This is a genomic window from Streptomyces sp. C1-1 (assembly GCF_050214755.1).
Taxonomy (GTDB): Bacteria; Actinomycetota; Actinomycetes; order Streptomycetales; family Streptomycetaceae; genus Streptomyces.
Genome location: NZ_CP189826.1, coordinates 4,922,855 through 4,947,813 on the forward strand (window position 1 = coordinate 4,922,855; position 24,959 = coordinate 4,947,813).

Genomic DNA, 24,959 nt, shown 5'->3' on the forward strand with positions numbered 1-24,959 from the left:
GTAGCTCTCAGGTACTACGGGTATGTAGGGGGAACCCCCGAGGCAGCCGAAAATGCCTGTTCAGGGCATGTCACCAGGCCAGTTGGGCGATCTCCTCCGCCACCACCGCGCAGGCGTCCGCCGCGGGGTCGATCAGGGGGAAGTGGCCGACGTCCTCCAGGAGGGTGAGGCCCACCATCTCGCCGGACTTCGCCGCCGCGTCGGCGTAGGACTCGGCGACCGCCTGCGGGACGGTGAGGTCCGCGCGGCCCTGGACGAGGGCGGTCGCGATGCCGGTGGGCAGCAGCAGCGCCGGGTCGGCGTAGGGCCGGCGCTCGGCGAACTTCTCGTCGCCGCCCAGGAGTTGCCGTGCCGCCCCGCCGCAGACCTCCAGCTTGTCGGAGACCTCGAAGTCGGCGATCGGGGCGAGCGCGACCACACCGCGCAGGGGTGCTGGCCCGCCGAGGCGCCAGGGCGCGTCGGCCGGCAGGACATGGCGGGCCGCCGCCCACAGGGCGAGGTGACCGCCCGCCGAGTGCCCGGTGATCACCATGCGCCGCGGATCCGCCTGCGGAAGCGCCTCACGGGCGAGCGCGGGCAGCGCGTCCAGCGCCGCGGCCACGTCGTCGAAGGTGTCCGGCCAGCGGCCCGCGACGGGACCCCCCGCACCGCCCTCGCCGCCCTGCGCCGGAAGCACCGCGCCCCGCCGGTACTCCACGCTGGCCACGGCGAATCCACGCCGCGCCAGGAAGTCCGCGAACGGCGAGATGTGCTTGCGGTCGTACGGTGCCCGCCAGGCACCGCCGTGCAGGACGACGACCAGCGGGACGAGCCCGGCGCCGGGGACCGTCTCGCCGCGCGGGGCGTAGAAGTCGATCACCTGGTCGGGGTGGTCGCCGTAGGCGGCGGTGGAGTCGGGGTCGACCGCCGGGTGCGAGAAGGCCGACTCCTCCTCGGCGGCGGCCCGGGCTGCTGCGGCGTCGTCCGGCATGCTCCAACCTCTCAGCGGTGTAACTGTTTTGACGGACCAGGTGGGAAAGCGCCCCGAGTGGGAACGCGGCCGTTGGCGGGGACGGTACCAGGCCGGTGACGTGCGCGGACACGCGGATGTCACGCTGGGTGAGGGGAAAACGGTTCGGCAGACGCACGGGGACCGGACGGCGTCACGCGCCGCCCGGCCCACATCCCCCGAAAGCGCCGCAAGCTACCCCGCGACCGTCTCCCCCAGCACCCGGGCCGCCCGCTCGACGTCCGCGAATCCGACGTACAACGGGGTGAAGCCGAAGCGCAGGACGTCGGGGTGCCGGAAGTCGCCGACCACTCCCCGCTCGATCAGCCGCCTCATCACGTCACCGGCGTCGTCACAGCGCAGCGCGACCTGGCTGCCGCGCTCCCCGTGGGCGGCCGGTGTCACGGACTCCACCCGGCCGGCCGGTGTGTAGGCGTCCACGCACTCCAGGAAGAAGTCCGTCAGCGCCAGGGACTTCGCCCGCACCGCCTCGACCGACACCCCGTCCCAGACGTCCAGTGCCGCCTCCAGGGCCAGCATGGACAGGATGTCCGGCGTACCGACCCGGCCGCGCACGGCCCCGGACGCCGGCTCGTAGCCGGGCCGCATCCCGAAGGGCTCCGCGTGGGAGTTCCAGCCGGGCAGCGGGGAGTCGAAACGGTCCTGCAGGTCACGGCGGACGTACAGGTACGCCGGTGAACCGGGGCCGCCGTTGAGGTACTTGTAGGTGCAGCCGACGGCCAGGTCGACCCCGTGCTCGTCCAGGCCGACCGGCAGCGCGCCCGCGCTGTGGCACAGGTCCCAGACCGCGATCGCGCCCGCCGCGTGGATTGCGGCGGTGAGCGAGGGCAGGTCATGGAGGCGGCCGGTGCGGTAGTCGACGTGGTTGAGGAGCACGGCGGCGGTACGGCCGGACAGCGCCGAACCCACCTCGCCAGGCGTCACCGGGCGCAGCGTGCTGCCCGTCATCCGGGCCGCGGACTCGGCGATGTAGCCGTCCGTGGGGAAGGTGGTCGCGTCGACGAGGATCTCGTCGCGTCCCTCGCCCGCCATCCGCACGGCGGCGACGAGCGCCTTGAAGACGTTGACGCTCGTGGAGTCGCCCACCACGATCTGCCCGGCCGCCGCCCCGACCAGCGGGGCTATCCGGTCGCCGATCCGCTCCGGCGCCGTCCACCAGCCGCTCTCGTCCCAGGACCGGATGCGCAGCGCGCCCCACTGCCGTCGTACGACGTCCTCGACCCGGCCGGGGACGTTCGCCGGCAGGGCGCCGAGCGAGTTGCCGTCCAGGTAGACCACCTCGTCCAGCACGAACCGCTCGCGCAGCCCGGCCAGTTCGTCGGCGGCATCCAACTCTGTTGCACGCGAGGCCAGTTCAGACATGAGAGCGCGCCGTCCACAGCTCGGGGAACACGTTCTTGCGCGCGCGCTTCTCCAGCCAGGCCACGCCGGCGGAGCCGCCCGTGCCGGGCTTGGCGCCCATGGCCCTGCGGGTGGCGACCAGGTGGTCGTTGCGCCAGCGCCACACCAGCTCGGCGACATCGGTCAACGCCTCGCCGAGCCGGGCGAGTTCGGCGTTCTCGTCGCCCGCGTAGACGGCGGTCCAGGCGGCCTCGACGGCGTCGTTCGCCTCGTAGCGCAGGGAGACGTCACGCCGCAGGACGGACGCCGGGATCGCGCAGCCGCGCCGCGCCATCAGCCGCAGCACCTCGTCGTAGAGGCTGGGCTCGGCGAGCGCCTTCTCCAGTTCGGCGTGGACGCGGGGCGCGCCGCGGTGCGGGACCAGCATGGACGCGGACTTGTCGCCGAGCAGGAACTCCATGCGCCGGTACATCGCCGACTGGAAGCCGGAGCCCTCGCCGAGGGCGGATCGGTACGAGTTGAACTGGGCGGGGGTGAGCTGCCCCAGCGGCTTCCAGGAGGCGTTCAGCGCCTCCAGCTCCCGCACGGAACGCTTCAGCGCGGCGATCGCGGTCGGCACGTCGTCGGAGCGCAGGGCGTCGGCCGCGGTCTCCCACTCGTGGACGATGCAGGTGAACCACAGCTCCATGACCTGGGTCGTGACCAGGAAGACCATCTCTCCGGGGTCGTCGGAGAGGGTGTGCTGGAGGTGGGTGAGCACGTCCGCCTTGACGTAGTCCTCGTACGGCGTCGTACCGGCGAAGTCGAGATGCGGGGTCTCGGGCTCCTGGGCCTCGTGAGCCTCGTGGGACATCGCTGTCTCCTGTGATGTTCTCCGGGTAGCGGTCCGCCCCTGCCGTTACCGACACGGGGGCCCCGGTCCCCACCCGCATTCTTTGCAATGACCCCCGGCATCGCAAGGCCCGCCTCGTCACACCGGACGGGGCGGGCCCGGAGGCGACGGTCAGCCCAGGGTCTGGGCGGCCGTCGGCGAGGAGTCCTTCAGGAACTGCGTGCAGCGCTCGTGCTCCTCCTGCTCGCCGATGGCTCCGGCGGCGCGGGCGAGGGCGTGCAGGGCGCGCAGGAAGCCGCGGTTCGGCTCGTGCTCCCACGGGACCGGGCCGTGGCCCTTCCAGCCGCTGCGGCGCAGGGCGTCCAGGCCCCGGTGGTAGCCCGTACGGGCATAGGCGTACGACTCCACGACACTGCCCCGCTCGAACGCCTCGTCGGCCAGCTGGGCCCAGGCCAGCGAGGATGTGGGGTACTTGGCGGCGACGTCCGCGGGCGGGGTGCCGCCCGCCAGGAGCTCGCGGGGCGCGGGGTCGTCGGGAAGGTGGGTCGGAGGCGGGCCCCCGAGAAGGTTTTCGTGAATCGACATGTGCACAGTGTCGCCCTTGCCGAAGCCGGCCGCCCCCATTGTCGCCCTTGCCGAAGCCGGCCGCCCCCGATCCGCGCGCACGCTGCCCGCGCCCTAGCCGATCCGCCCGCCCGCGCGCTGGCCCTCCAGCGGTGGTGTCGTGATCGAGCCGTGGTGGCGGCATTCCGGGCGGCGGCAGTCCGGGGGCAGGGACCGTACCGTCGCGAAGGCGATCACCGCTCCGATGACCAGGACGCCCGCGCACAGCAGCATCGCCCGGTGGAAGGCGTCGTCGAAGGCATTCGGGGAGAGGTACGCCTCCGGGCCCATCCCGGCGAGCAGCGGCAGCGCGGCCACGGCGATCAGGCCGGCCGCGCGGGCCGCCGCGTTGTTGACGCCGCTGGCCAGGCCCGCCCGCGCGGTGTCGACGGAGGCGAGGACCGTCGCGGTCAGCGGGGCGACGAGGGTGACCATGCCGGTGCCCAGGACGAGGAGGGCGGGAAGGACGTCGGCGGCGTAGGAGGCGCCGGGGCCGACCCGCAGCATCAGCAGCATGCCCGCCGCGCACAGCAGCGGCCCCACCGTCAGCGGGATGCGCGGTCCGATGCGGTCCGCGAGGGCGCCGGAGCGGGCCGAGAACAGCAGCATCAGGGCCGTCGTCGGCAGCAGCGCCGTACCGGCGGCGAGCGCGGACCAGCCGAGGGCGACCTGCAGCTCGAGCGCGGCCAGGAAGAAGAACCCGCCGAAGGCCGCGTACACGCACAGGGTGACCAGGTTGACCGCCGTGAACTGGCGGGAGGCGAAGATGTCCAGCGGCATCATCGGGTCGGGGCTGTGTTTCTCGACGTACACGAAGGCCACGCCCGCCGCGAGGCCGGCGACCGCGGTGAGGACGACCACCAGGGAACCCTGACGGGCCTCGATCAGCGCGTACGTCAGCAGGCCGAGCGTCAGCGCGCCGAGGACCGCGCCGAGCACGTCGAAGCGGCCGTGGGAGCGGCCGTCCCTCGACTCCGGGACGTGGCGCAGGGCGACGGGCGCGCACAGCAGGGCGACGGGGACGTTGAGCAGGAACACCCAGCGCCACCCGGGACCGTCCACCAGCCAGCCGCCCAGGAACGGGCCGACCGCCGCGCCGATCCCGCCGAAGCCCGACCACAGGCCGACCGCCCGCCCGCGGTCGTCGGGGTGGAAGGACGCCTGGATCAGGGCCAGCGAGCCGGGTGTCAGCAGCGCGCCGCCGACGCCCTGCAGGGCCCGGGCCGCGATGAGCACACCTGCCGTCGGGGCGATCCCGCACAGCAGGGACGCGGCGGCGAACCACACCACGCCCACCACGAAGACCTTGCGGCGGCCGTAGTGGTCGCCGAGCGAACCGCCGAGCAGGATCAGCCCAGCCAGCGTCAGCATGTACGCGTTGACGGTCCACTGCAGGGCGGCGAGGTTCGCGTCGAGGTCCCGGCCGATGCGCGGCAGGGCGACGTTGACGACGGTCGAGTCCAGCATGGCCATGCTGGAACCGAGGACGGTGGTGAGCAGGATCCACTTGCCCTGCGATGAGGCCAGCCGGACGTCGGGCATGGCCTCAGGTATACAGCGGGCCCGGTGCCGTAGCACCGGGCCGCCGGCAAACTCGCGGCGAAGGACCGCTTACTTGATCTTGTTGCCCGCCGAGCGCAGGTTCTGCGTGGCCTCGACGACACGGGCCGCCATGGACGCCTCGGCCAGCTTGCCCCAGGTGCGCGGGTCGTAGGTCTTCTTGGAGCCGACCTCGCCGTCGACCTTCAGGACGCCGTCGTAGTTCCGGAACATGTGGTCGGCGACCGGGCGGGTGAAGGCGTACTGGGTGTCGGTGTCGAGGTTCATCTTCACGACGCCGTTCTCCAGCGCGGTGGCGATCTCCTGCTCGGTGGAGCCGGAACCGCCGTGGAAGACGAAGTCGAACGGGGACTGCTTGCCGAACTTGGCGGCGACGCCGTCGCTCAGCTCCTTCAGCAGCTCGGGACGCAGCACGACGTTGCCCGGCTTGTACACGCCGTGGACGTTGCCGAAGGACGCGGCCAGCAGGTAGCGGCCCTTCTCGCCCAGGCCCAGGGCCTCGGCGGTGCGGATCGCGTCGTCGACCGTGGTGTACAGGGAGTCGTTGATCTCGTGCGAGACGCCGTCCTCCTCGCCACCGGTCGGGGTGATCTCGACCTCGAGGATGATCTTCGCGGCGGCGGCGCGGGCCAGCAGCTCCTGCGCGATGGAGAGGTTGTCGGCGAGGGTCTCCGCCGAGCCGTCCCACATGTGCGACTGGAAGAGCGGGTTGCGGCCCGCCTTCACGCGCTCCTCGGAGACGGCCAGCAGCGGACGTACGTACCCGTCGAGCTTGTCCTTCGGGCAGTGGTCCGTGTGCAGCGCCACGTTGACCGGGTACTTCTCGGCGACGATGTGCGCGAACTCGGCCAGCGCGACCGAGCCCGTCACCATCTCCTTGCTGTACTGACCGCCCAGGAACTCGGCACCACCGGTCGAGATCTGGACGATGCCGTCGCTCTCCGCCTCCGCGAAACCGCGCAGGGCCGCGTGCAGGGTCTGGGTCGAGGTCACGTTGATCGCCGGGTAGGCGAACTTGCCTGCCTTCGCCCGGTCCAGCATCTCGTTGTAGACCTCGGGAGTTGCGATGGGCATCTGTCCGCTCCTTGTATGTGCGGGTTTGCGTTCTGCGTACTACGGCCCTGACCTAGAACCTGGGGGTGACGTCGTCGTCGGCCACATCTTCGCAGACGTGGCAGGGTGCTTTGCCCGCCGTGTCCAAGTTGTGGATAACCCCCTGTGGACAACTCAGTCCAGACCCAGCTCGTCCTTGGAGAAGGCGAAGAGATAGGGCACTCCCGCGCCCTCCTGGATCTTCTCGGCGGCACCCGTCGCACGGTCCACGATGGTCGCCACGGCGACGACCTCGGCGCCCGCCTCGCGCACCGCCTCGACGGCCGTCAGCGGCGAGCCGCCGGTGGTGGAGGTGTCCTCGACGACGAGGACGCGCCGCCCCGCGATCTCCGGTCCCTCCACCCGCCGCTGCAGGCCGTGCGCCTTGGCGGCCTTGCGCACGACGAAGGCGTCGAGCCGCTGCCCGCGGGCGGCGGCGGCGTGCAGCATGGCGGCCGCGACGGGGTCGGCGCCCATGGTCAGGCCGCCCACCGCGTCGAAGTCGAGGTCCGCGGTCAGGTCCAGGAGCACCTGCCCGACCAGCGGAGCGGCCTCCCCGTCGAGGGTGATGCGGCGCAGGTCGATGTAGTAGTCGGCCTCCAGACCCGACGACAGGGTCACCTTGCCGTGCACCACGGCCTTGTCCTTGATCTGCTGCAGCAGCGCGCCACGTGTGCCTGGCGGCATTACTTCGTCGACGTCCGTCATGGCAGTCAGCTTAAAGGCGGCGCCAGGTCCAGGTGGTCGTCGCCTCCAGCGGCTCCAGCGGCGTGACCTGGCGGGGCAGGGTGTTGAGACCGTTGGGCGGACCGGTCTGCGGCTCGACGCAGACGGCGGCCTCCTGCTCGTCGTACACCACGACCCACTCCTCGCGGCTGGCCACCTTCAGCTCCAGCTGTCCGGGCCAGGTGAGGGTGACGTCGACGCCGCCGGGCATGCCGAAGCAGTCGTCCCACGGGCCGGGCCGCGGGTCGGTCCGGTCGCCGGTGGGCAGGTGGTCGTCCCCGCGCTCCTCCTGCCAGGCGGGCGCGAAGTCGAGCCGCACGTCCTGCCCGCCCAGGTTCCGGTTGAACCACGGGTGCCAGCCGATCTGGGCCGGGAAGGAGGAGTCGTACGTCTCCACGGACATCGTCAGCGTCAGCGCGTCCGGCGTGAGGGCAAACTGCTGGGTGACGCGGCCGGAGTAGGGCCAGGGGTCGACGAGGTCGTACGTGAGGACGGCCTCGTCGGCGCCCACCCGCGCCACGCTCCAGGCGCCGTCGCGGACCGTGCCGTGGATGGCGTGCGGCGGGGAGTTGAGCGGCATCTGGTGGACGGTCGCCCCGTCCCGGAACCGCCCGTCCCTGATCCGCCCGCACCAGGGGACCATCGGGAAGCACCCGAACCTCTCCCCCTGCCTGAGCAGTTGCGTGCCACCGACGCGCAGCCCACCGACCCGGCCGCCGTTGCCGGGCTGCACGGTCACCTCCGCGTCGCCCGCGGTCAGCGTGATGTCTTCGTTACTCACGGGACGACCCTACTGGGGCGATCAAGACCGCCGTACGCGCCTCGTCAGTGGCGCTTGCGCAGAGCCCTGCCGACCACGATCGCCGACGCCAGGGCCAGGGCCGCGGCCGGGGCGGCCCAGCGCAGCGGGGAACCCGCGGCGACCGCCTGCGGGACGGGGACGGGGGCGTACCGGCCGCGGGGCGGCGCGTGGTCGACCTCCTCCGCGCTGCGGCCGATCATCGTCCGGCGGGCGTGCGCGGCCTCGGCGGCGGGCTCGGCGGCGTCCGCCGGGCCGGCGACGCCTTCGCGCTCCCGGGCGTCCACCGCGTCGGGGACGTCTTCCGGGGCGCGGGCGGCGTCCGGGGCGGGCGCGGCCGCGTCGTCGGCGTCCGGGGTCGTGTCGAAGTCGCTGGTCGCCTTGGCCTCGAAGTCCTGCGTGACCAGGGGCTCGGGCTCCTGCGGCCCTTCCTCGGCCACCGCTGCCAGGTGCTCCGCGAAACGGTTCAGCAGGCGGTGTACGGCGGAGGTGACCGCGTCGGCGGGCAGCTCGGTGAGCCGGCCGTCCGCGGAGGCCGTGCCGCCGAAGACCAGCCGGGAGCCGCCCTCGGCCTCCTCGACCCGCAGCGTGAGTGCCAGCTTGACCGAGCCGGAGCCCCGGGTCTCGACGGCGTCGCCCTCGGCGGCGTACGAACCGTCGTCCAGCCGGGTGATCCGTACGCCGCCCCGATAGGTGACGGAGTGACTGCCCACGCGCACCTTCAGCCGCCCGGAGACGGGCTCGGCACCGGCGTCCTGCTGGAGCCCGGGGACCGCCCGGGCGACCCTGGCGGGGTCGGCGAGGGTCTCCTCGAGCCGCTGGACCACAACCGGAACGAACACCTCATGCTCCATGACTCGCGAGCCTACCCAGGACGCCGCCGCATGCACCCTCGTTGGTCGAAAGTGACCGCGCGTCGCGGCGACGGCCCCCGACGGGCGCCGGAGGGGCCGGGGCGCGTCACTCCCCCGGCACCACCAGCCCCGTCTCGTACGCCACGACCACCACCTGAGCCCGGCTGGCCAGCCCCAGTTTGGTCATCGTGCGGTTCAGGTGGGTCTTGACCGTCGCCTCGCTGATGAACAGGCGGTCCGCGGCCTCCGCGTTGGTCAGGCCCCGGGCGACGAGCCTCAGGACCTCCAGCTCACGGCCGGTCAGGGCGTCGAGGCCGGGCGGTGGTTCGGACGTGCGGGTCGTCCGGGTGAAGGCCTCCACCAGGCGGCGGGTGACCGCCGGGGCGAACAGGGCGTCGCCGCCGTGGACGGCGGTCACCGCGGCGAGGAGCCGTTCGGGGCCCGCGTCCTTCAGGAGGAAGCCGGAGGCGCCGGCGCGCAGGGCGCCGTAGACGTACTCGTCGAGGTCGAAGGTGGTCAGGACCAGGACGCGCGGCGGCGGGTCCGAGGCCGCCGCCAGGATGCGCCGGGTCGCCTCGATGCCGGTGGTGCCCGGCATGCGGATGTCCATGAGGATGACGTCCGGACGGCTCTTCGCGGCGAGGGTGACCGCCTCGGCGCCGTCCGCGGCCTCGCCCACGACCTCCATGCCGGGCGCGGCGCGCAGCAGCGCGACCAGGCCGCCGCGGACCAGGAACTGGTCGTCGACGACGAGCACCCTGATCGCGGGCGGGTGACTCTCGGTCTCGGTCATTCCGCGCCGGTGTCTCCCCGGCGTGCGGTCCGTGCGGACGTCGGCAGGGTCAGATGCACGCCGAATCCCCCCTCCCTGCGCGGGCCGACGACGATCGTCCCGCCGTAGAGCTTGGCCCGCTCCCGCATGCCGATCAAGCCGTGGCCGCCGCGCTCCCGCTTTCTGGCCGGATTCACCCCCTTCCCGTCGTCGGTGACCGTCAGGGCCATCTCGCCCGCGCGGTAGGCGAGTTCGACGCGGGCGTGTGCGCCGGGCGCGTGTTTGAGGACGTTGGTGAGGGCCTCCTGGAGCACGCGGTAGAGGCAGAGCTGGACGCCGGGCGGCAGGGGGCGCGGCTCGCCCGTGATGTGCAGGTCGACGGGGACGCCGCCGGCGCGGACCCGGTCCACCATCTCGGCGAGCTGGTCGAGGCCGGGGGCGGGGGCGCCGTCGGGGGCGCCCTGGACGCCGTCCGCGCGCAACAGGCCCAGCATGCGGCGCAGTTCGGCGAGGGCCTCACCGCTGGCGGACTCGATGGTGTCCAGGGCGCCGCGGGCGGTGGGGGCGTCGGAGGCGAAGACGAAGCGGGCCAGGCCCGCCTGGACGTTGATGACGGCCATGTGGTGCGCGACGACGTCGTGCAGTTCGCGGGCGATGCGGACCCTTTCCTCGGCGACCTCGCGGCGGGCCCGCTCCGCCTGCTCGGCCTTCAACTGCCGGGTGAGGTCGGCCGTCTTGCGGGCGGTGTGGCCGAACCACCACAGCACCACCGGGTAGGCGACGGACTGTGCCACGACCGACGCCATCGAACTGCCGGCGGTGACCAGCCCCGCGTAGATCCACACGGCGGCCATCAGGGCGGCGCAGGCCGCAGTGGTGCGGGTCGGGCGCAGGGAGGCGACTGTGTAGAACGCCAGCATCGGGCCGAGGGAGTTGACCACCGGCCAGTCGCCGCGGGTGGTGTAGCCGACCGAGGCGGCGAGGACGAGGACGCAGACGGTCACGGGCGCCCGGTTGCGCAGCAGGGTCGGCAGGTTGGCGAGGGCGACCAGCGCCCAGGCGGCTGTGTCGAGCGCGGGCCATCCCTGCGCCGCGGACTCCCTGCCGAGCAGGACGGCCACGGTCGTCTGCGCCGCCGTGATCAGGCCGTCGACGACGAGGGGGTGGATCCGCATCGCCGCAGCGTAACCCCGGTTCCCGCGGTGGGGCGTCAACCTCCGGCGGTACCACGGAAGTTGGAGGAACCGTGCGGCTACCGCGCGGGTTGGGCCGTGGATCCAACCGTTGCGGGATTCGGGGCCGGGTGGGGCGGCCGTAGCTTCTCGGCACGGGCCGCGACGGGGGACCGACGGGGGAACCACGGCCCGCTCACGGGAAGGAACAGCACATGTCACTTCGTACCAGGGCGCTCGCGCTCACCGTCGTCGCCGCCGTCGGGGGCGGGCTCGCGCTCACCGCGTCACCGGCGTCGGCCAGCGTCTCGCAGGGCTGGTTCTCCGGTTCCGGCGACCCGTCGAACGACTGGGGCGACGAGGGCACCCTGTCCGCGTCCAGTCACGCGCGCAGCAACGCGACGGCGCTGGTGCAGATGCTGCTGTGGGCCGACGGCGCGAAGGAGCAGAACGGCACCGCGTTCGACTGGTCCGACATCGACGGCAAGTACGGGCCCAACACCACGTACGCCGTGAAGTCCTGGCAGAAGCTGTACAACAGCAAGCTCGGTGCGGGCCTCGTGGTGGACGGCAAGGCGGGTCCGAAGACCCTCGGCGCCGCGGACGTCTCCCTGTACGCCGACGGCGGCACCGTCACCTTCCAGGGCTGGAAGCACAACGTGACCTTCAAGCGGTCGGGCGGCAAGTACTACCTGAAGGTCAACAACTCCCGCGGCTGGAAGCTCGCCTCGTACAACACGCTGAACGTCGTCTGAGCGGGGGCTCGGGGGAGGCGGGGGAACGGGGGAAGCGGGGGAGGTGCGGCGGTCCGTCCGACGGGGGAAGGGGCGGACCGCCGTTCCCGCGCGCGTGGAGGTCAGTTCGCGTACCGGGGGTGCACGAGTGTCGACGGGGGCAGGCCGGTGAGGCGGGTGCGGGCCGCCGCGCGGGCGTCCGCGGCGAGGGACGCGCGGGTCAGGGTGCGCGGGGGCGGGGCGTGCGCGTCCAGGCCGAGGGGCGGGGTGGTGCGGGCGGCGGCCAGCACGAAGCCCCAGTCGCGGGGCGCGCTCCGGGCGCCCGCGATCCGGTCGGGGCCCGAGGCGAAGCCGGCGTCGCGGTCGCCCACCCGGTAGGGGGCGGTGTGCAGGCCGACGGCGCGCAGGGTCGCGACGACCGTCCAGAACACGTGCGGCCGGGCGGAGAGCGGACCTGCGTGCACCGCCAGCCGCCCGCCGGGGGCGAGGACCCGGCGGGCCAGGCCGTAGAACTCCTCGGAGTAGAGCTTGGTGCTCGCCGTGATGCCCGGGTCCGGCAGGTCGCACACGACGACGTCGTACGCCGCCCCGCGGGCCGTGCGCAGCCAGTGGAAGGCGTCCGCGGTGATCACGCGTACGCGTGGGTCGTCGTAGGCGTGGCCGTTGAGGGCGGACAGCGCGGTGTCGTGGCGGGCCAGCCGGACGACTCCGGGGTCGAGTTCGACGACGTCCACCCGGCGCACGCCCCGGTGGCGCAGCACCTCGCGGGCGGCCAGTCCGTCGCCGCCGCCGAGGATGAGCACGCGCGCGTGGGGGCCGTTCATCGCGGGCCGGACCAGAGCCTCGTGGTAGCGGGGTTCGTCGCGGCCGCTGACGCGCGGGCGGCCGTCGAGGAACAGGTGCAGGGGGCGGCCGTGGCTGCCGCCGGTCAGGACGACCTCCTGCACCCCGGTCTGCAGCGCCACCCGCACGTCGGCGCCGTAGACCGCGTGCCGTGCGGCCCGTTCGAAGTCGTCGACCAGGGCGGCGGCGGAGGCGAGGACGCCGAGGACGGTGAGGTTGGCGATCAGCAGCGTCCAGCGGGCGCGGCGGGTGAGGTCGCGGCGGAAGAGGCCGAGGACGAGGGCGCCGCCCGCGAGCGCGTTGACGGTGCCGGTGATCAGGGCACCGGTCAACTGGCCCAGCAGGGGCAGCAGGAGGAACGGGAAGGCGAGGCCGCCGACGAGCGCGCCGACGTAGTCCGCGGCGAACAGGTCGGCCACCGCGCCGCCCGCGTCCTGGCGCCGGATGCGCTGGATCAGCTCCATCAGCAGCGGCACCTCGGCGCCGATCAGCAGGCCTATGGTGAGGGAGAAGGCGACCAGCAGCCAGCGCGGGCCGTCCGCCCACAGGCCGCCCCAGTCGCCGGTCCAGGCGAAGACCGCGTACATCGCCATCGCGCTGCAGCCGCCGACCAGGGCGAGGGACGCCTCGATGGCGCCGAAGCCGACGGCGGCGCGCCAGCGCAGCCGCTTCGCGGCCAGCGAGCCGATGCCCATCGCGAACACCATCACGGACAGCACGACCGAGGCCTGGGTGACCGAGTCGCCGATCAAGTACGAGGCCAGGGCGACGAGTTCGAGCTCGTACACCAGTCCGCAGGCCGCGCAGACGAAGACGCACGCGAGGACGAGGAACCGGCCGGTGGCCGCACACACGGGCAGCCGCGCGGGGACCGCCCACGGGGGTGGGGGGCTCGGCGGGGCTGGCGCGTGCGGCTCGATCACAACTGCGACGTTACGTCACGGAGACATCACGGTTCGTCACCCACACGTGTGGATCTCACGCCCTCAAACGCCGGACGTGCTGAGATCCCGGGCCGGCACCGGAACGCGTACACCCACGCGCGTACGGGTCGCCACCAACTGCCCATCCTGCGGGTAGGCGTGCCAGGTCCGCCACAGCACCTGCCCCTCGTGCCGCTGCGCCAGCAGTGCCGTGAAGGCGTGCGGGCTGCCGGGGAAGACGCCCGCGAGGCCGTGCGGATGGTCGGAGACCAGGTCCAGCAACTCCTGGGCGCGGCCCGCGAAGGAGCCCGGCGAGAGGACCTCCACCCGCGCCGCGAACTCGTACTCCCAGTCGTCGACCCGCTTGGCGACGCCGAGGGGCAGCGGGGTGCTGCTGCCGGGGATGCACGCCACCGTCTCCGAACAGGTGCCCCGGTCCTCCTCCAGCAGGACCTGGTGGGACGCCCCCAGGAGTCTCAACTGCAATCTCGTACCGGCCAGTTCGAGGTCGAGTGTCGCCAGTGCGGGAAGCGGCTCGCGCCCCAGGGCCCAGGCGAGGTCGGCCGCGCGCGTGTCGGTGTACGAGGTGTTCAGGGTCGTGAGCATGGATCGGCTCCGCTAGCACGCAAAAGAAAGGGTGGAGTGGGGTCCGGCACACCCGGGCGACTGTGGGGGGATCGGCCCGGTCAGCCCAGTCGGGAGGTCAGGACGTGTCCGCAGGACGTCCGAGGGGCTGCGTTGGTGATTTAGAGGGAATCATGAACAGTGGCGCCACCACAGCGTTTTTACCCAACTTCGTGGCGTTTCCATCCCTCAGAGGGCTCCACAGCTCAACTGTTCAACCTCGGCATACGCCACGGCGGCCACGGCGTGCGCCGGAGCGTGTGAGCGCCCGCCGGGTGCGTGCCCCGGCGGGCGCTCCTTCGCGCGGACGCGCGTCCCCCTTGGCGGGGTACGGGCCGTCCCCCGTCAGTTGCCTCCCCCGCATCCGCCGCCGCCGCACGACGACCCGCCGCCGCAGGACGACCCACCGCCGCACGACGAATGGCCGCCGCACGAGGAATGGCCGCCGCCGCAGGAGTGGTGGTGCCCACCGGAGTGATGCCCACCGGAGTGGTGGCCGCCCGACGACGAGTCGTACGACGCAGCGCCGCCGCCCGCGTCGCCGGCCCACCAACTGCTGCCGCTGCCGCGGCTGTACGACCGCTTCCCGAACGCGTTCTTCGGGCTCCTGCGCGCCGTCTTCACGGCGACCCCCACGAACAGGAGCACGATCGCCACCACGATGAGGCCGGTCAGCATGGCGTCACCGTCCTTCCGAGTCCCCCGAAGCGACCCCCCGTGGGCGCCTCGCTTGCTGTGTGCCGGGGGGATGCCCGGCGGCATCGACGGCCAAAGCAGAGTTGAGGAACTTCAGAGGGTTGACCGCAGCCGTCGTCCGGCTGTGCCACCGGTCCGTTCGGCTCTACCGGCCGTCGACGACCGCCGCTAGCGTCGTGGGTGTGACCGGAGCCGGTCGGGCCTGAGGAGGTCGCCATGACGGTCGGGGAGCGGACGAAGACACCGTGGCTGCCACCGCGCTGGTTCATCCGTGCGGCCTGGTACACGCACCGGGGTCTGTACCGGGTCTTCGGGGGCCGGCTCGGGCTGTGGCGGCCGCGCGCCAACGGCTGGGGCGCCCTGCGGCTGACCACCACCGGCCGCCGCACGGGCCGACGGCGCAGCGTCATCATCGGGTACTTCGAGGACGGTCCCGACCTGGTCTCGCTCGCGATGAACGGGTGGGGCGCGGGCGAGCCCGCCTGGTGGCTGAACCTGCAGGCACACCCGGACGCGAGCGTCGACCTGGTCGACGGCCCCCGGCTGGTGCACGGCCACGCCGCGACGGGCGAGGAGCGGTCCCGGCTGTGGGCCCGCTGGCGCGAGATCGACAAGAACCTGGACGCCTACGCGACCCGCCGACCGCACGAGACCGCGGTGGTGGTCCTGACCCCCCGGGCCGACGCACCGGCCCCCTCGCAGGGCGAATGACGCCGGCGCGGACGGGCCATGGGGTTGTGCCCATGGTGACGGCGACTGTCCGCGAATGGCGCGACGAGGAGGGGTGGGGCGTCCTCGACTCCCCCGAGACACCTGGCGGTTGCTGGGGCCACTACTCCGCCATCCAGATGGACGGGTTCCGCACGCTGTCTCCCGGACAGCGGGTGGACCTCCAGTGGGAAGCCCCCGGCTTCCAGCAGGACGGGTACGACTACCGGGCCGTGAACATCGTGCCGCTCACCCCGGCGCACGGTTGAGGAACCCTGTCGCTTCGGCGCAGGATGGCCCGCATGACCTCCAGTACCCGCCCCTTCCTCAATCGCCGGCTCGCCGAGTTCGGGACGACGATCTTCGCGGAGATGTCGGCGCTCGCGCTGCGGACCGGCTCGATCAACCTGGGTCAGGGCTTTCCGGACACGGACGGTCCCGAGGAGGTCCGGGAGGCGGCCGTGCGGGCCCTGCGGGACGGCCGCGGCAACCAGTACCCGCCGGGCCCCGGCGTGCCCGAGCTGCGCACCGCGATCGCCGCGCACCAGCAGCGGCGGTACGGGCTGTCGTACGACCCGGACGCAGAGGTGCTGGTCACGGCCGGTGCCACGGAGGCCATCGCCGCGGCCCTGCTGGCGCTGCTGGAGCCCGGCGACGAGGTGGTCGCCCTCGAGCCGTACTACGACTCCTACGCGGCCTGCATCGCGATGGCGGGCGGCACGCGCGTGCCGGTCACCCTCCGGCCGCACGAGGGCAGCTTCCGCCTCGACCTGGACGAACTGCGCGCGGCCGTCACCGACCGCACCCGGCTGCTGCTGGTCAACACCCCGCACAACCCCACCGGCACGGTCCTCACCCGCGCCGAGCTCGCGGCGATCGCCGAGCTGGCGGTGGAGCGGGACCTGCTCGTCGTCACGGACGAGGTGTACGAGCACCTGGTCTTCGACGACGCCGAGCACCTCCCCCTGGCCACCTTCCCGGGCATGCGCGACCGCACGGTCACCATCGGTTCGGCCGGCAAGACCTTCTCCTTCACCGGCTGGAAGGTCGGCTGGGTGACCGCCTCGCCGCCGCTGGTCGCCGCGGTGCGCTCGGCCAAGCAGTTCCTGACCTACGTCTCCTCCGGCCCCTTCCAGTACGCGGTCGCCGAGGCCCTCGCCCTCCCCGACGGCTACTTCACCGCCTTCCGCGAGGACATGCTGGCCAAGCGCGACCTGCTGGCGGCGGGCCTGAAGGACGCCGGCTTCGACGTCTTCCACACGGCCGGCACGTACTTCATCACCACCGACATCCGCCCCCTCGGCGAGAGCGACGGCTTCGCCTTCTGCCGGGCCCTGCCGGAGCGCGCCGGAGTCGTCGCCATCCCGAACGCGGTCTTCTACGACCACCGGGAGGCGGGCGCGCCGTTCGTGCGGTTCGCGTTCTGCAAGCGGGTCGAGGTCCTGGCGGAGGCCGTGCAGCGGCTGAAGACGCTCGCCTGACGCGCGTCACGCCGACACGCCGGGCCCGGCGCATCCGTACCCGCCCGGACGCCTCCTGCTCGCGCCCGCCCGGTTCGCCCTGCAATGTGCCGGTGTGACCTACGTCAGCACCCTCACCCACCCCACGCTCACCGAGCCCGCTCCCGGCACGAAAGACCGTGCGCGGCACTCCGCCCTCGTCGCGACGGTCACGGCCCTCGGGCTGTTCCTCGCCGCCCGGCTGCTCGGCGCGGCCGCGCTCGCGCTCGTCGCCCGGGCGGCCGGGCACGGCGCCCTCACCCTGCTCGGGCGGTCCTGGGACTCCCGGTGGTACCTGGGGATCGCCGCGCACGGCTACGGCCAGACCATGCGCCCCCGCCCCGGCGTCGCCTTCAGCGACCTGGCGTTCTTCCCGCTGTATCCGGGGCTGGTGCGGGCGGTGACGACGGTGACCCCGCTCGGCGGCGGCGCGGCGGGGCTGGTCGTGTCGTGGACGGCGGCGGCGGTGGCCGCCTGCGGGATCCACGCGGTCGGCGCACGGCTGCACGGGCGGGCCGTCGGGACCGCCCTGGTCCTGCTCTGGGGCCTGCTGCCGCACTCGGTCGTGCTGTCGATGGCGTACACCGAGCCGGTGCTGACCGCGTTCGCCGCCTGGTCGCTGTACGCCGTGCTCACCGGCCGGTGGGTGTGGGCCGGCGCACTGGCCGCGCTGGCCGGGCTGGCCCGGCCCAACGGGTGCGCGGTGGCGGCGGCGGTGCTGGCGGCGGCGGCCTGCGAGGTGTGGCGGCGCCGCGGAAAGGTTTCCCACAGGCTGTGGACGGGCGCCGCGCTCGCACCGCTCGGCTGGAGCGCGTACGTGCTGTGGGTGGGGCGGCGGACGGGAGACCCGCTCGGCGGGTACTTCGAGGTGCAGCGGCGGTGGGGATCGCGGTTCGACTTCGGCCGGGGGGCGCTGCGGTTCGTCCGCCGGCTGCTGCTGCACGGGGACCGCTTCGTCTTCCCTATGACGCTGGTGATCGTCGCGGCCGGTGTGCTGCTGTTCGCGCTGCTGCTGGCCGACCGCGCCCCGCTCCCCCTGCTCGTGCACAGCGGGGTGCTGCTGCTGATCGCCGTCGGCGGCTCCGGCTTCTTCGAGTCCAAGCCCCGCTTCCTGCTGCCCGCCTTCCCCCTGCTGATCCCCTTCGCCCGGGCCCTGGTCCGTACGGCCAGAGCCCGGCCCTGGCACGCGACCGTGGTGGTCGGTGCCCTGGCCGGGCTCTCTTTCGGCTACGGGGCGTATCTGGTCGTGATCGCCCACACGCCTCTGTAGAAGGCGTCTCCGGGGAGACCTACTCCTCGTCGTCCCCGGACTCGCCCTCGGCCTCGTTGACCTCCTGCTCGAGGCCGAGCTGCTCGACGAGCCACTTGTCGAACTCGATGGCGGCGCGCACCCAGCTGACCGTGGAGGACACGAAGTGCTCCAGGCTGACGCCGGTGCCGATCAGCATCTGCGCCTCACCGATCAGCCGGACGGTGCCGTCGTCGTGGGTGTGGCTGTAGACCTTGGGCCACAGGGTCCGCCGGTTCCAGTCGTCGATGGACTCCAGCAGCTGCGGCTTCTCGTCGATCTTGTGGGGGCGGTCGTAGAACGTCCGCACCGAGAAGACCTGCTGGTCCGCCTCGCCGCGGAACATGAAGTACGTACGGAACTGCTCCCACGGCGCCGCGAGGTCACCCTCGTCGTCGACGACGTACTTGAGCTCCATCTGGTCGAGGAGCTGCTTCACGAGGTCCTGATCCGGGACGACGGGGCCCGCCGGTCCTTGGGGCTCCGGCTCTGGCTGGCCCCCGAAGTTCGGAATCGAGGACGGGTCGATGGTCACCGTGAATTTCCCTTCGTACGGATGCCGCCATCCTCCCCCATGCGGGGCGGGTGGTGGCAAGCCTCGACGGTCCTGTCAGCCCACGGCTGACAGATGCGTCTGCCGGGACCGCCCGCTGCGAGTACCCCGCCGGTGCGATGATCCCTCCGTGACTCCGCCCAAAGCACTGCCCAAGGCGCTGCGCCTGCTGCTGTGGACCCTGTGGCTGGGGTGCCTGGTGTTCACCGTCTGGTGCGTCGTGGTCCTGTACCTCGCCATGACCGACGTCTGACCTGCGGCGGGCCCGCCACCCGGTGGGGTGACGGGCCCGTACGGCTCCGAACGGGTTACAGCGTCTTGCCCGTGGCCGGGCCCACGATCAGGCCGTCGCCGAAGGCGTCCACCCGGACCGTGTCGCCGTCCTTGACCTCGCCGGCCAGGATCTCCTTGGCCAGGCGGTCGCCGATGGCGGTCTGGACGAGGCGGCGCAGCGGGCGGGCGCCGTAGGCCGGATCGAGGCCCTCCGTGGCGAGCCAGGCCAGGGCCTCGTCGGTGATCTCCAGGGTGAGGCGGCGCTCCGCCAGCCGCTTGGCGAGGCGCTCGATCTGGAGCTTGGCGATCCGTTCCAGTTCGGGCTTGGTCAGCGCGGAGAAGACGACCAGGTCGTCGAGGCGGTTGAGGAACTCCGGCTTGAAGGAGGTTCGGACCACCTCCAGGACCTGTTCCTTCTTCTCCTCCTCGCTCGTGATCGGGTCGACCAGGAAGTGGCTGCCCAGGTTGGAGGTGAGGACCAGGATGGTGTTGCGGAAGTCGACCGTGCGTCCCTGTCCGTCCGTCAGCCGGCCGTCGTCCAGCACCTGCAGCAGGACGTCGAAGACCTCGGGGTGGGCCTTCTCGACCTCGTCCAGCAGCACCACGCTGTACGGGCGGCGGCGCACCGCCTCCGTCAGCTGGCCGCCCTCCTCGTAGCCGACGTAGCCGGGAGGCGCGCCGACCAGCCGGGCGACGCTGTGCTTTTCGCCGTACTCGGACATGTCGATGCGGACCATGGCCCGCTCGTCGTCGAAGAGGAAGTCGGCGAGCGCCTTGGCGAGTTCGGTCTTGCCGACGCCCGTGGGGCCGAGGAAGAGGAAGGAGCCGGTGGGGCGGTCGGGGTCGGCGATGCCCGCGCGGCTGCGGCGGACGGCGTCCGACACGGCCTGCACGGCCTCCTTCTGGCCGATCAGGCGCCTGCCCAACTCCTCCTCCATACGCAGGAGTTTCTGGGTCTCGCCCTCCAGGAGGCGGCCGGCGGGGATGCCGGTCCAGGCGGCCACGACGTCCGCGATGTCGTCGGGGCCGACCTCCTCCTTGACCATGGTGTCCTTGGCGGCCTCCTCCTCGGCCTCGGAGGCGGCCTCCAAGTCCCGTTCCAGGGAGGGGATCTCGCCGTACAGCAGCTTGCTGGCGGTGTCGAAGTCGCCGTCGCGCTGGGCCCGTTCGGCCTGGCCGCGCAGCTCGTCCAGCTTCTCCTTCAGCTCACCGACGCGGTTGAGGGACTGCTTCTCCTTCTCCCAGCGGGCGGTCAGGCCCCGCAGCTCCTCCTCGCGGTCGGCGAGGTCGCGGCGCAGCTTCTCCAGGCGCTCGCGGGAGGCAGGGTCGGTCTCCTTCTCCAGCGCCAGCTCCTCCATCTTGAGCCGGTCGACGGAGCGCTGGAGTTCGTCGATCTCGACGGGCGAGGAGTCGATCTCCATGCGCAGCCGGGAGGCCGCCTCGTCGACGAGGTCGATGGCCTTGTCGGGCAGGAAGCGGGAAGTGATGTAGCGGTCGGACAGGGCCGCGGCGGCGACCAGGGCGCTGTCGGCGATCTGGACCTTGTGGTGGGCCTCGTAACGGCCCTTGAGGCCGCGCAGGATCGCGATGGTGTCCTCGACGGTGGGCTCGGCCACCAGCACCTGCTGGAAGCGGCGCTCCAGAGCCGGGTCCTTCTCGATCCGCTCGCGGTACTCGTCGAGAGTCGTCGCGCCGACCATTCGCAGCTCGCCGCGGGCCAGCATCGGCTTGAGCATGTTGCCGGCGTCCATGGCCGAGTCGCCGCCGGCGCCGGCACCGACGACGGTGTGCAGCTCGTCGATGAAGGTGATGATCTGGCCGTCGGAGTCCTTGATCTCGGCCAGGACGGTCTTGAGCCGCTCCTCGAACTCGCCGCGGTACTTCGCGCCGGCGACCATCGCGCCGAGGTCGAGCGCGACCAGCCGCTTGTCCTTCAGCGACTCGGGCACGTCGCCCTTGACGATCCGCTGCGCGAGCCCCTCGACGACGGCGGTCTTGCCGACGCCGGGCTCGCCGATGAGGACGGGGTTGTTCTTCGTACGGCGGGACAGCACCTGTACCACGCGGCGGATCTCGTGGTCCCGGCCGATGACCGGGTCGAGCTTGCCCTCGCGGGCGGCTGCGGTGAAGTCGGTGCCGAACTTCTCCAGGGCCTTGTACTGGCCCTCCGGGTCGGCGGTGGTCACCCGGCGTCCTCCCCTCGCCTTCTGAAAGGCTTCCTGCAACTTCTTGGCCGTGGCCCCCTGACCGGACAGTACGTCACCGGCCGGGCCGCCCTTCGCGGCGATGCCGATCAGCAGGTGCTCGGTGGAGAGGTACTCGTCGCCGAGGTCCCGGGCGCGGGCCTGCGCGTCCGCGATGACGGCGAGCAGGTCCCGGTTCGGCTGCGGAGGCGCGACGGTCGTGCCGGTCACGCTGGGCAGCGAGGCGAGCACCTTCTCCGCGCCGGCGCGCACGGCCGCCTGGTCGGCGTCCACGGCGGCGAGAAGATCGACGATGTTCTCGTTGTCCTGCCCCTGGAGCAGAGCAAGGAGCAGGTGAGCAGGGGTCAGGTCGGGATGCCCCTCGGTCACGGCCCGGTTACCGGCCGCGTTGATGGCGTCCCGGCTCCGGTTGGTCAGCTCGGCGTCCACGTTCGCGTTCTCCTCCTGGCGTCAGCCCTCATCCGCACTGACTTGAGCAACGTACACAAAGTTGAGTCTATTCCACTCAAGGTGAGACGGGCTACCGTCCAGGCATGGCCACATACGCCCTGGATCCCGGTGCCCCCGACCCCTCGTATCTCACCTTCTGGCGGGAACGGCACCTGTGCACGCTGACGACGCCGCGCCCCGACGGCAGCCCGCACGTCGTGCCCGTCGGCGTCACCTACGACCCCGAGGCCCGGCTGGCCAGGGTGATCACGAACAGGACGAGCGCGAAGGTGGCGAACGTCCTGGCGGCCGGTCCGGAGGGCGCGCGGGTGGCGGTGTGCCAGGTGGCCGGGCGGCGCTGGGCGACGCTGGAGGGGCTGGCCTTCGTACGGACCGAGCGGGAGCGGGTCACGGAGGCGGAGCGGCGCTATGCGGAGCGCTACGAGCGCAGGCCGGCGCCGAACCCGAACCGTGTGGTGATCGAGATCCGGCTGACGGGGGCGATGGGGCGTGGCTGATGTGGTCAGGCTGACGGTTTTCGGCCACTGAGGCGCGCCGGACGATTACGTCGACGGCGGGAAATGTCGCCATGAAACTGCAGCGGCGTCACCGTGTTCAGGTCACGGTGACGCCGCTGCGGGGGGAAGCACCTGAGCGATCTGTTACGACGGGGGAATCGCGTCAGGCACTGCGGGGGGTGGCTGAGATGGTCCGTACATTGGGGGATTCCGGTTCCACCAGCCGATGGTCTCGTTGGTCCAGGTTGACGAAGATCATTCCGTACCGGACGGCACATCGCACGGGCTGCGGCGCCCCCCGAGGCCGCCGCAGACATCGATACGCCCGCACGTCCTCGTCCTCGTCCCGCGTCACGACGACCGGCTCACCGAAGACGGTCACCATCAACGAGTCACCGGAGTGGGGGATCGCGGTGACCAGGTCGATGAAGTGCCATCCGGATCGGTAGGCGGTGGCCATTTCTCTACGGAAGGAACGGTCGTCCGGTGGAGTGGTCACGTCGTCAGCTCCCGGCGCTGTCGTCTGTGCCGACCGTCGCTGCAGGGCCGTCGGCGAGCACAGTGGACGCGGCGGCCGCCGGCCAGTGAGAGTCCGCTCGGGTGTTCTCCTTCGCGTCGGAAGAACCGCCCAGCACCACAAGTCCGACAACGGCGGAAAGGGCGGCCACAAGCACCGAGCGAAGCATTCTGTTGCGCATGGTCGGCTTCGTCCTCACTTGAAAGTCTCCTCTTCCCCCGTCGGATAAGACGATGGCTCATTCAGGCACGTCATGGCCACAGGATCGATGCATCATGTTCCTGCATGTTCAGGACCCTGGGGGGTGGAGATTTCGTGGCAAATCAGACTAAGGCGGCGCATCCCCATGCGGTGACCGAGCTCTGCGAGGAAGGTGGCCGACTCTATGCGAACGCCCTGCGCATGGGGCGGGTCGCGCGAGCCGACGTGGAGTCCGCTCCCTGTCTGATCGAGTTCGCCCTTCTCCACCCGGACCCGGACGATGCGGACTGGCTGCGGCCCGTGTCCCCGTCGGCCGCCCTGGCCGAGCGGCTCTACCCGATCGAGCGCGACATCACAGAACGCCGGCGGCTGTCCATTCAGCTCGCCGACGCTTTCGAGCCGTTCATGGCGCTCAGCGCCAAGGCCGCCGCGACCGACGACTCGATCACCGTGCTGGAGGGCGGGAAGCGGATCAACGCGGCGCTCAACATGGCCACGGCCCAGTGCCGGAGCGAGATGCTGACCATCCAGCCGAGCGACGACCGCTTCTCCGAACAGAGCCTCATCCAGGGGCTGGAGAGAGACAAGCCACTAATCGAACGTGGTGTGCGCATCCGGACGCTGTACCAGCACACGGCCCGCTACAGCCCGGAAAAGCTGGCGTACGTCGCCCAGCTCGCCAACGGCAAGGTGGAGTACCGGACGATCGACGAGGTGGTGGAACGCCTCATCATCTGCGACGAGACGGTCGCCTTCATTCCCGCGAGGGACGACCAGCAGGTCGCCCTGGAACTCCGCCATCCCGGGCTGATCCGCTACCTGATGCGGCTGTTCGAGTTCATGTGGGGGCGGTCCGTGCCGCTGAACGCGGGCGCCCCCTACGAGACCGCCCGCGACGGCATCACCGACATCCAGCACTCGATAGCCAAGCTCCTGGTGGAGGGGCACGTCGACGAGGCGATCGCCCGCCGCCTGGGCATGAACGTACGCACCTGCCGGGCCCACATAGCCAAGCTGGCCACGGTCCTGGGCAGCGGCAGCCGGGCGCAACTCGGGTACCTGATCGCCCAGTCCGGCATCCTCGACCCCGACAGCTGATCCGCGGGGCCGCGGCGGGCTCCGTACGGGCTCAGCGGGCGGTGCGGGATTCCTGACCCGGAAGAGTGACCGGCGTGACGTCCGCGGGGTGACGGGGGCCGTCCAGGCCCACCTGGGCGATGCGGACGCCGAGTTGGGTGCGGCTGGCCGCGCCCAGGGTCTCGGACAGCCGCGCGATGTGGGCCCGGCAGGTGCGGACGCTTATCCCCAGCCGTTCCGCGATCACCGCGTCCTGGTGGCCCTCCGCGAGGAGCGCGGCGATGGACTGCTCACGGTGGGATATGCCCTCGATGCCGGTGTCGGGCAGGGGGGCGGTCAGCGGGATGGCCAGCCGCCAGAGGCGGTCGAAGACCGTGCCCAGATAGCCGACCAGGGCGGGGTGGCGCAGTTCCAGGGCGAGGGTGCGGTCGGCGTTGGCGGGGATGAAGGCGACCGTGCGGTCGAAGAGGATCAGGCGGTCGATGACCTCGTCGAGGGTGCGCGCCTCGACCGCGTCGCCCATCAGCTCCAGGTAGTTGAGCAGGCCCTGGCCGTGCCGGGCCACGTGCGTGTACAGGTCGCGCATGCGCACGCCCCGGCCGCGCAGGGCGAGCGCCCGGTGCAGGCCCTCGGTCAGTTCGTGCTCCGGCCGGATGCCGCCGGGCTGGACGGTGAGGACCTCCGTGGTGCAGGCCTCCGTCGCCTCGTCCATGGCGGCCTGGATGCGCGAGAGCCCGTCCAGGACACGGATCGCGGAGCCCTCGGCGGGGCCCGGCTGCTGGAGCGAGGGCCCGAGACCGGCGTACCACTCGAAGGCCGCCACCGCCGAACCCACCCGCCGCTGGCTCGAGCTGACCTCGTCGTAGACCCCGCGCAGCAGCCGCGTCATGACCTCCTGCGGAGCCGTCGGGACCAGCCAGTCCATGTCGTCGGGGTCGGGGTGCAGCAGCGCGAGCTCCAGCAGGCAGGGCACCGGCTCGGCGTCGCGGCGCGACACCCGTCCGCGCCGTACGGCCCGTGAGTACACGCGGTCCCCGGCCTCGCAGAGCCGGTCAGCACCGTGTGGATGAGCGTCCGCCCCGTGCCCGGCCATCGTCCATCCCACCCCCCGG

General features: G+C 72.2%; 26 protein-coding genes. 8 read left to right on the top strand and 18 right to left on the bottom strand.

All coding sequences use genetic code 11. The features are described from left to right. Nucleotides 1–70 precede the first annotated feature (70 nt). From ACQF4J_RS22415 to ACQF4J_RS22465, 11 genes are all read right to left on the bottom strand, one after another. Entirely contained in the window at nt 71–970 is a 900-nt protein-coding gene (locus tag ACQF4J_RS22415) for an alpha/beta hydrolase (RefSeq protein ID WP_351801436.1), read from the bottom strand. Between the two features lie 213 nt (nt 971–1,183). After that, complete coding sequence (kynU, locus tag ACQF4J_RS22420; RefSeq protein ID WP_351570872.1) at nt 1,184–2,371, bottom strand: kynureninase; 1,188 nt, start codon at nt 2,369–2,371, stop codon at nt 1,184–1,186. Continuing rightward, nucleotides 2,364–3,203 carry a tryptophan 2,3-dioxygenase family protein gene (locus ACQF4J_RS22425; RefSeq protein WP_351570869.1) on the bottom strand — a complete coding sequence of 280 codons (840 nt, stop codon included), beginning with the start codon at nt 3,201–3,203 and terminating at the stop codon, nt 2,364–2,366. Before ACQF4J_RS22425 ends, kynU begins: the two co-directional genes overlap by 8 nt. Before the next feature lie 150 nt (nt 3,204–3,353). Next, nucleotides 3,354–3,767 (bottom strand): DUF3151 domain-containing protein, encoded by a 414-nt coding sequence (locus tag ACQF4J_RS22430; RefSeq protein ID WP_351570866.1) that lies wholly within the window; start codon nt 3,765–3,767, stop codon nt 3,354–3,356. Between the two features lie 93 nt (nt 3,768–3,860). Next, the gene (locus ACQF4J_RS22435; protein ID WP_427166661.1) at nt 3,861–5,327 is read right to left on the bottom strand and encodes an MFS transporter; all 1,467 of its coding nucleotides are present in this window, start codon (nt 5,325–5,327) and stop codon (nt 3,861–3,863) included. Between the two features lie 69 nt (nt 5,328–5,396). Then, nucleotides 5,397–6,419, bottom strand: a complete 1,023-nt coding sequence (gene fbaA / locus ACQF4J_RS22440) for a class II fructose-bisphosphate aldolase (RefSeq protein WP_351570860.1) — start codon at nt 6,417–6,419, stop codon at nt 5,397–5,399. A gap of 153 nt (nt 6,420–6,572) precedes the next feature. Beyond that, on the bottom strand, nt 6,573–7,145 hold the full coding sequence (pyrE, locus tag ACQF4J_RS22445) for an orotate phosphoribosyltransferase (protein ID WP_362984290.1): 573 nt from the start codon (nt 7,143–7,145) through the stop codon (nt 6,573–6,575). Between the two features lie 10 nt (nt 7,146–7,155). Continuing rightward, nucleotides 7,156–7,944 carry an aldose 1-epimerase gene (locus tag ACQF4J_RS22450; RefSeq protein WP_427166663.1) on the bottom strand — a complete coding sequence of 263 codons (789 nt, stop codon included), beginning with the start codon at nt 7,942–7,944 and terminating at the stop codon, nt 7,156–7,158. Between the two features lie 44 nt (nt 7,945–7,988). Next, complete coding sequence (locus tag ACQF4J_RS22455) at nt 7,989–8,816, bottom strand: SRPBCC domain-containing protein (protein WP_351801442.1); 828 nt, start codon at nt 8,814–8,816, stop codon at nt 7,989–7,991. Nucleotides 8,817–8,922: 106 nt separating this feature from the next. Further along, a complete protein-coding gene (locus tag ACQF4J_RS22460; protein WP_427166664.1) occupies nt 8,923–9,609 on the bottom strand; it encodes a response regulator in 687 nt (228 codons plus the stop codon). Next, complete coding sequence (locus tag ACQF4J_RS22465) at nt 9,606–10,763, bottom strand: sensor histidine kinase (protein WP_427166665.1); 1,158 nt, start codon at nt 10,761–10,763, stop codon at nt 9,606–9,608. The genes ACQF4J_RS22460 and ACQF4J_RS22465 overlap by 4 nt, the downstream gene beginning before the upstream one ends. A gap of 212 nt (nt 10,764–10,975) precedes the next feature. On the opposite strand from ACQF4J_RS22465, the gene ACQF4J_RS22470 reads away from it, so the two are divergent. Then, complete coding sequence (locus ACQF4J_RS22470; RefSeq protein ID WP_427166667.1) at nt 10,976–11,515, top strand: peptidoglycan-binding domain-containing protein; 540 nt, start codon at nt 10,976–10,978, stop codon at nt 11,513–11,515. 101 nt (nt 11,516–11,616) lie between these two features. Here the strand turns inward: ACQF4J_RS22470 and ACQF4J_RS22475 are convergent, their stop codons facing one another. From ACQF4J_RS22475 to ACQF4J_RS22485, 3 genes are all read right to left on the bottom strand, one after another. Further along, entirely contained in the window at nt 11,617–13,260 is a 1,644-nt protein-coding gene (locus tag ACQF4J_RS22475) for a polyamine aminopropyltransferase (protein WP_427166668.1), read from the bottom strand. A 63-nt stretch (nt 13,261–13,323) separates the two neighbouring features. Continuing rightward, entirely contained in the window at nt 13,324–13,866 is a 543-nt protein-coding gene (locus tag ACQF4J_RS22480; RefSeq protein ID WP_351801450.1) for a DUF2617 family protein, read from the bottom strand. Between the two features lie 363 nt (nt 13,867–14,229). Next, the gene (locus ACQF4J_RS22485) at nt 14,230–14,562 is read right to left on the bottom strand and encodes a hypothetical protein (RefSeq protein ID WP_427166670.1); all 333 of its coding nucleotides are present in this window, start codon (nt 14,560–14,562) and stop codon (nt 14,230–14,232) included. Between the two features lie 234 nt (nt 14,563–14,796). On the opposite strand from ACQF4J_RS22485, the gene ACQF4J_RS22490 reads away from it, so the two are divergent. The 4 genes from ACQF4J_RS22490 to ACQF4J_RS22505 all read left to right on the top strand — a co-directional run bounded on the left by ACQF4J_RS22490 (nt 14,797) and on the right by ACQF4J_RS22505 (nt 18,057). After that, a complete protein-coding gene (locus ACQF4J_RS22490) occupies nt 14,797–15,291 on the top strand; it encodes a nitroreductase/quinone reductase family protein (protein WP_427166671.1) in 495 nt (164 codons plus the stop codon). 32 nt (nt 15,292–15,323) lie between these two features. Beyond that, entirely contained in the window at nt 15,324–15,557 is a 234-nt protein-coding gene (locus ACQF4J_RS22495) for a cold-shock protein (RefSeq protein ID WP_385229140.1), read from the top strand. Nucleotides 15,558–15,581: 24 nt separating this feature from the next. Further along, the gene (locus ACQF4J_RS22500) at nt 15,582–16,769 is read left to right on the top strand and encodes a pyridoxal phosphate-dependent aminotransferase (protein ID WP_427166672.1); all 1,188 of its coding nucleotides are present in this window, start codon (nt 15,582–15,584) and stop codon (nt 16,767–16,769) included. A gap of 94 nt (nt 16,770–16,863) precedes the next feature. Continuing rightward, nucleotides 16,864–18,057 carry a hypothetical protein gene (locus ACQF4J_RS22505; RefSeq protein ID WP_427166674.1) on the top strand — a complete coding sequence of 398 codons (1,194 nt, stop codon included), beginning with the start codon at nt 16,864–16,866 and terminating at the stop codon, nt 18,055–18,057. Nucleotides 18,058–18,076: 19 nt separating this feature from the next. Here the strand turns inward: ACQF4J_RS22505 and ACQF4J_RS22510 are convergent, their stop codons facing one another. Beyond that, nucleotides 18,077–18,610: a YbjN domain-containing protein gene (locus tag ACQF4J_RS22510; RefSeq protein WP_351570822.1), complete on the bottom strand. Its 534-nt coding sequence runs from the start codon at nt 18,608–18,610 to the stop codon at nt 18,077–18,079. 148 nt (nt 18,611–18,758) lie between these two features. Here ACQF4J_RS22510 and ACQF4J_RS22515 point away from each other — a divergent pair, with 148 nt between their 5' ends. Then, nucleotides 18,759–18,881 (top strand): hypothetical protein, encoded by a 123-nt coding sequence (locus ACQF4J_RS22515; protein ID WP_427166675.1) that lies wholly within the window; start codon nt 18,759–18,761, stop codon nt 18,879–18,881. A gap of 55 nt (nt 18,882–18,936) precedes the next feature. Here ACQF4J_RS22515 and clpB read toward each other — a convergent pair whose 3' ends face one another. Beyond that, nucleotides 18,937–21,534, bottom strand: coding sequence for an ATP-dependent chaperone ClpB (gene clpB, locus ACQF4J_RS22520; RefSeq protein WP_351570816.1), 2,598 nt, complete (start codon nt 21,532–21,534; stop codon nt 18,937–18,939). 104 nt (nt 21,535–21,638) lie between these two features. On the opposite strand from clpB, the gene ACQF4J_RS22525 reads away from it, so the two are divergent. Continuing rightward, entirely contained in the window at nt 21,639–22,052 is a 414-nt protein-coding gene (locus ACQF4J_RS22525; protein WP_427166676.1) for a pyridoxamine 5'-phosphate oxidase family protein, read from the top strand. Nucleotides 22,053–22,215: 163 nt separating this feature from the next. On the opposite strand, the gene ACQF4J_RS22530 is transcribed toward ACQF4J_RS22525, so the two are convergent. After that, nucleotides 22,216–22,512, bottom strand: coding sequence for a hypothetical protein (locus tag ACQF4J_RS22530; protein WP_058924153.1), 297 nt, complete (start codon nt 22,510–22,512; stop codon nt 22,216–22,218). Between the two features lie 342 nt (nt 22,513–22,854). Between ACQF4J_RS22530 and ACQF4J_RS22535 the strand changes: the two genes are divergently transcribed. Continuing rightward, nucleotides 22,855–23,868 (top strand): helix-turn-helix transcriptional regulator, encoded by a 1,014-nt coding sequence (locus ACQF4J_RS22535; protein ID WP_351582483.1) that lies wholly within the window; start codon nt 22,855–22,857, stop codon nt 23,866–23,868. Between the two features lie 31 nt (nt 23,869–23,899). On the opposite strand, the gene ACQF4J_RS22540 is transcribed toward ACQF4J_RS22535, so the two are convergent. Further along, nucleotides 23,900–24,940 (bottom strand): helix-turn-helix transcriptional regulator, encoded by a 1,041-nt coding sequence (locus ACQF4J_RS22540; RefSeq protein ID WP_351582485.1) that lies wholly within the window; start codon nt 24,938–24,940, stop codon nt 23,900–23,902. Nucleotides 24,941–24,959: the final 19 nt, after the last annotated feature.

Excerpts from the sequence above, each read along its gene's own strand:
- ACQF4J_RS22415 (WP_351801436.1), bottom strand. The coding sequence starts at position 970 with ATGCCGGACGACGCCGCAGCAGCCCGGGCCGCCGCCGAGGAGGAGTCG.
- kynU (WP_351570872.1), bottom strand. The coding sequence starts at position 2,371 with ATGTCTGAACTGGCCTCGCGTGCAACAGAGTTGGATGCCGCCGACGAA.
- ACQF4J_RS22425 (WP_351570869.1), bottom strand. The coding sequence starts at position 3,203 with ATGTCCCACGAGGCTCACGAGGCCCAGGAGCCCGAGACCCCGCATCTC.
- ACQF4J_RS22430 (WP_351570866.1), bottom strand. The coding sequence starts at position 3,767 with ATGTCGATTCACGAAAACCTTCTCGGGGGCCCGCCTCCGACCCACCTT.
- ACQF4J_RS22435 (WP_427166661.1), bottom strand. The coding sequence starts at position 5,327 with ATGCCCGACGTCCGGCTGGCCTCATCGCAGGGCAAGTGGATCCTGCTC.
- fbaA (WP_351570860.1), bottom strand. The coding sequence starts at position 6,419 with ATGCCCATCGCAACTCCCGAGGTCTACAACGAGATGCTGGACCGGGCG.
- pyrE (WP_362984290.1), bottom strand. The coding sequence starts at position 7,145 with ATGACGGACGTCGACGAAGTAATGCCGCCAGGCACACGTGGCGCGCTG.
- ACQF4J_RS22455 (WP_351801442.1), bottom strand. The coding sequence starts at position 8,816 with ATGGAGCATGAGGTGTTCGTTCCGGTTGTGGTCCAGCGGCTCGAGGAG.
- ACQF4J_RS22460 (WP_427166664.1), bottom strand. The coding sequence starts at position 9,609 with ATGACCGAGACCGAGAGTCACCCGCCCGCGATCAGGGTGCTCGTCGTC.
- ACQF4J_RS22465 (WP_427166665.1), bottom strand. The coding sequence starts at position 10,763 with ATGCGGATCCACCCCCTCGTCGTCGACGGCCTGATCACGGCGGCGCAG.
- ACQF4J_RS22470 (WP_427166667.1), top strand. The coding sequence starts at position 10,976 with ATGTCACTTCGTACCAGGGCGCTCGCGCTCACCGTCGTCGCCGCCGTC.
- ACQF4J_RS22480 (WP_351801450.1), bottom strand. The coding sequence starts at position 13,866 with ATGCTCACGACCCTGAACACCTCGTACACCGACACGCGCGCGGCCGAC.
- ACQF4J_RS22485 (WP_427166670.1), bottom strand. The coding sequence starts at position 14,562 with ATGCTGACCGGCCTCATCGTGGTGGCGATCGTGCTCCTGTTCGTGGGG.
- ACQF4J_RS22490 (WP_427166671.1), top strand. The coding sequence starts at position 14,797 with ATGACGGTCGGGGAGCGGACGAAGACACCGTGGCTGCCACCGCGCTGG.
- ACQF4J_RS22495 (WP_385229140.1), top strand. The coding sequence starts at position 15,324 with ATGGTGACGGCGACTGTCCGCGAATGGCGCGACGAGGAGGGGTGGGGC.
- ACQF4J_RS22500 (WP_427166672.1), top strand. The coding sequence starts at position 15,582 with ATGGCCCGCATGACCTCCAGTACCCGCCCCTTCCTCAATCGCCGGCTC.
- ACQF4J_RS22525 (WP_427166676.1), top strand. The coding sequence starts at position 21,639 with ATGGCCACATACGCCCTGGATCCCGGTGCCCCCGACCCCTCGTATCTC.
- ACQF4J_RS22530 (WP_058924153.1), bottom strand. The coding sequence starts at position 22,512 with ATGGCCACCGCCTACCGATCCGGATGGCACTTCATCGACCTGGTCACC.
- ACQF4J_RS22535 (WP_351582483.1), top strand. The coding sequence starts at position 22,855 with ATGTTCAGGACCCTGGGGGGTGGAGATTTCGTGGCAAATCAGACTAAG.
- ACQF4J_RS22540 (WP_351582485.1), bottom strand. The coding sequence starts at position 24,940 with ATGGCCGGGCACGGGGCGGACGCTCATCCACACGGTGCTGACCGGCTC.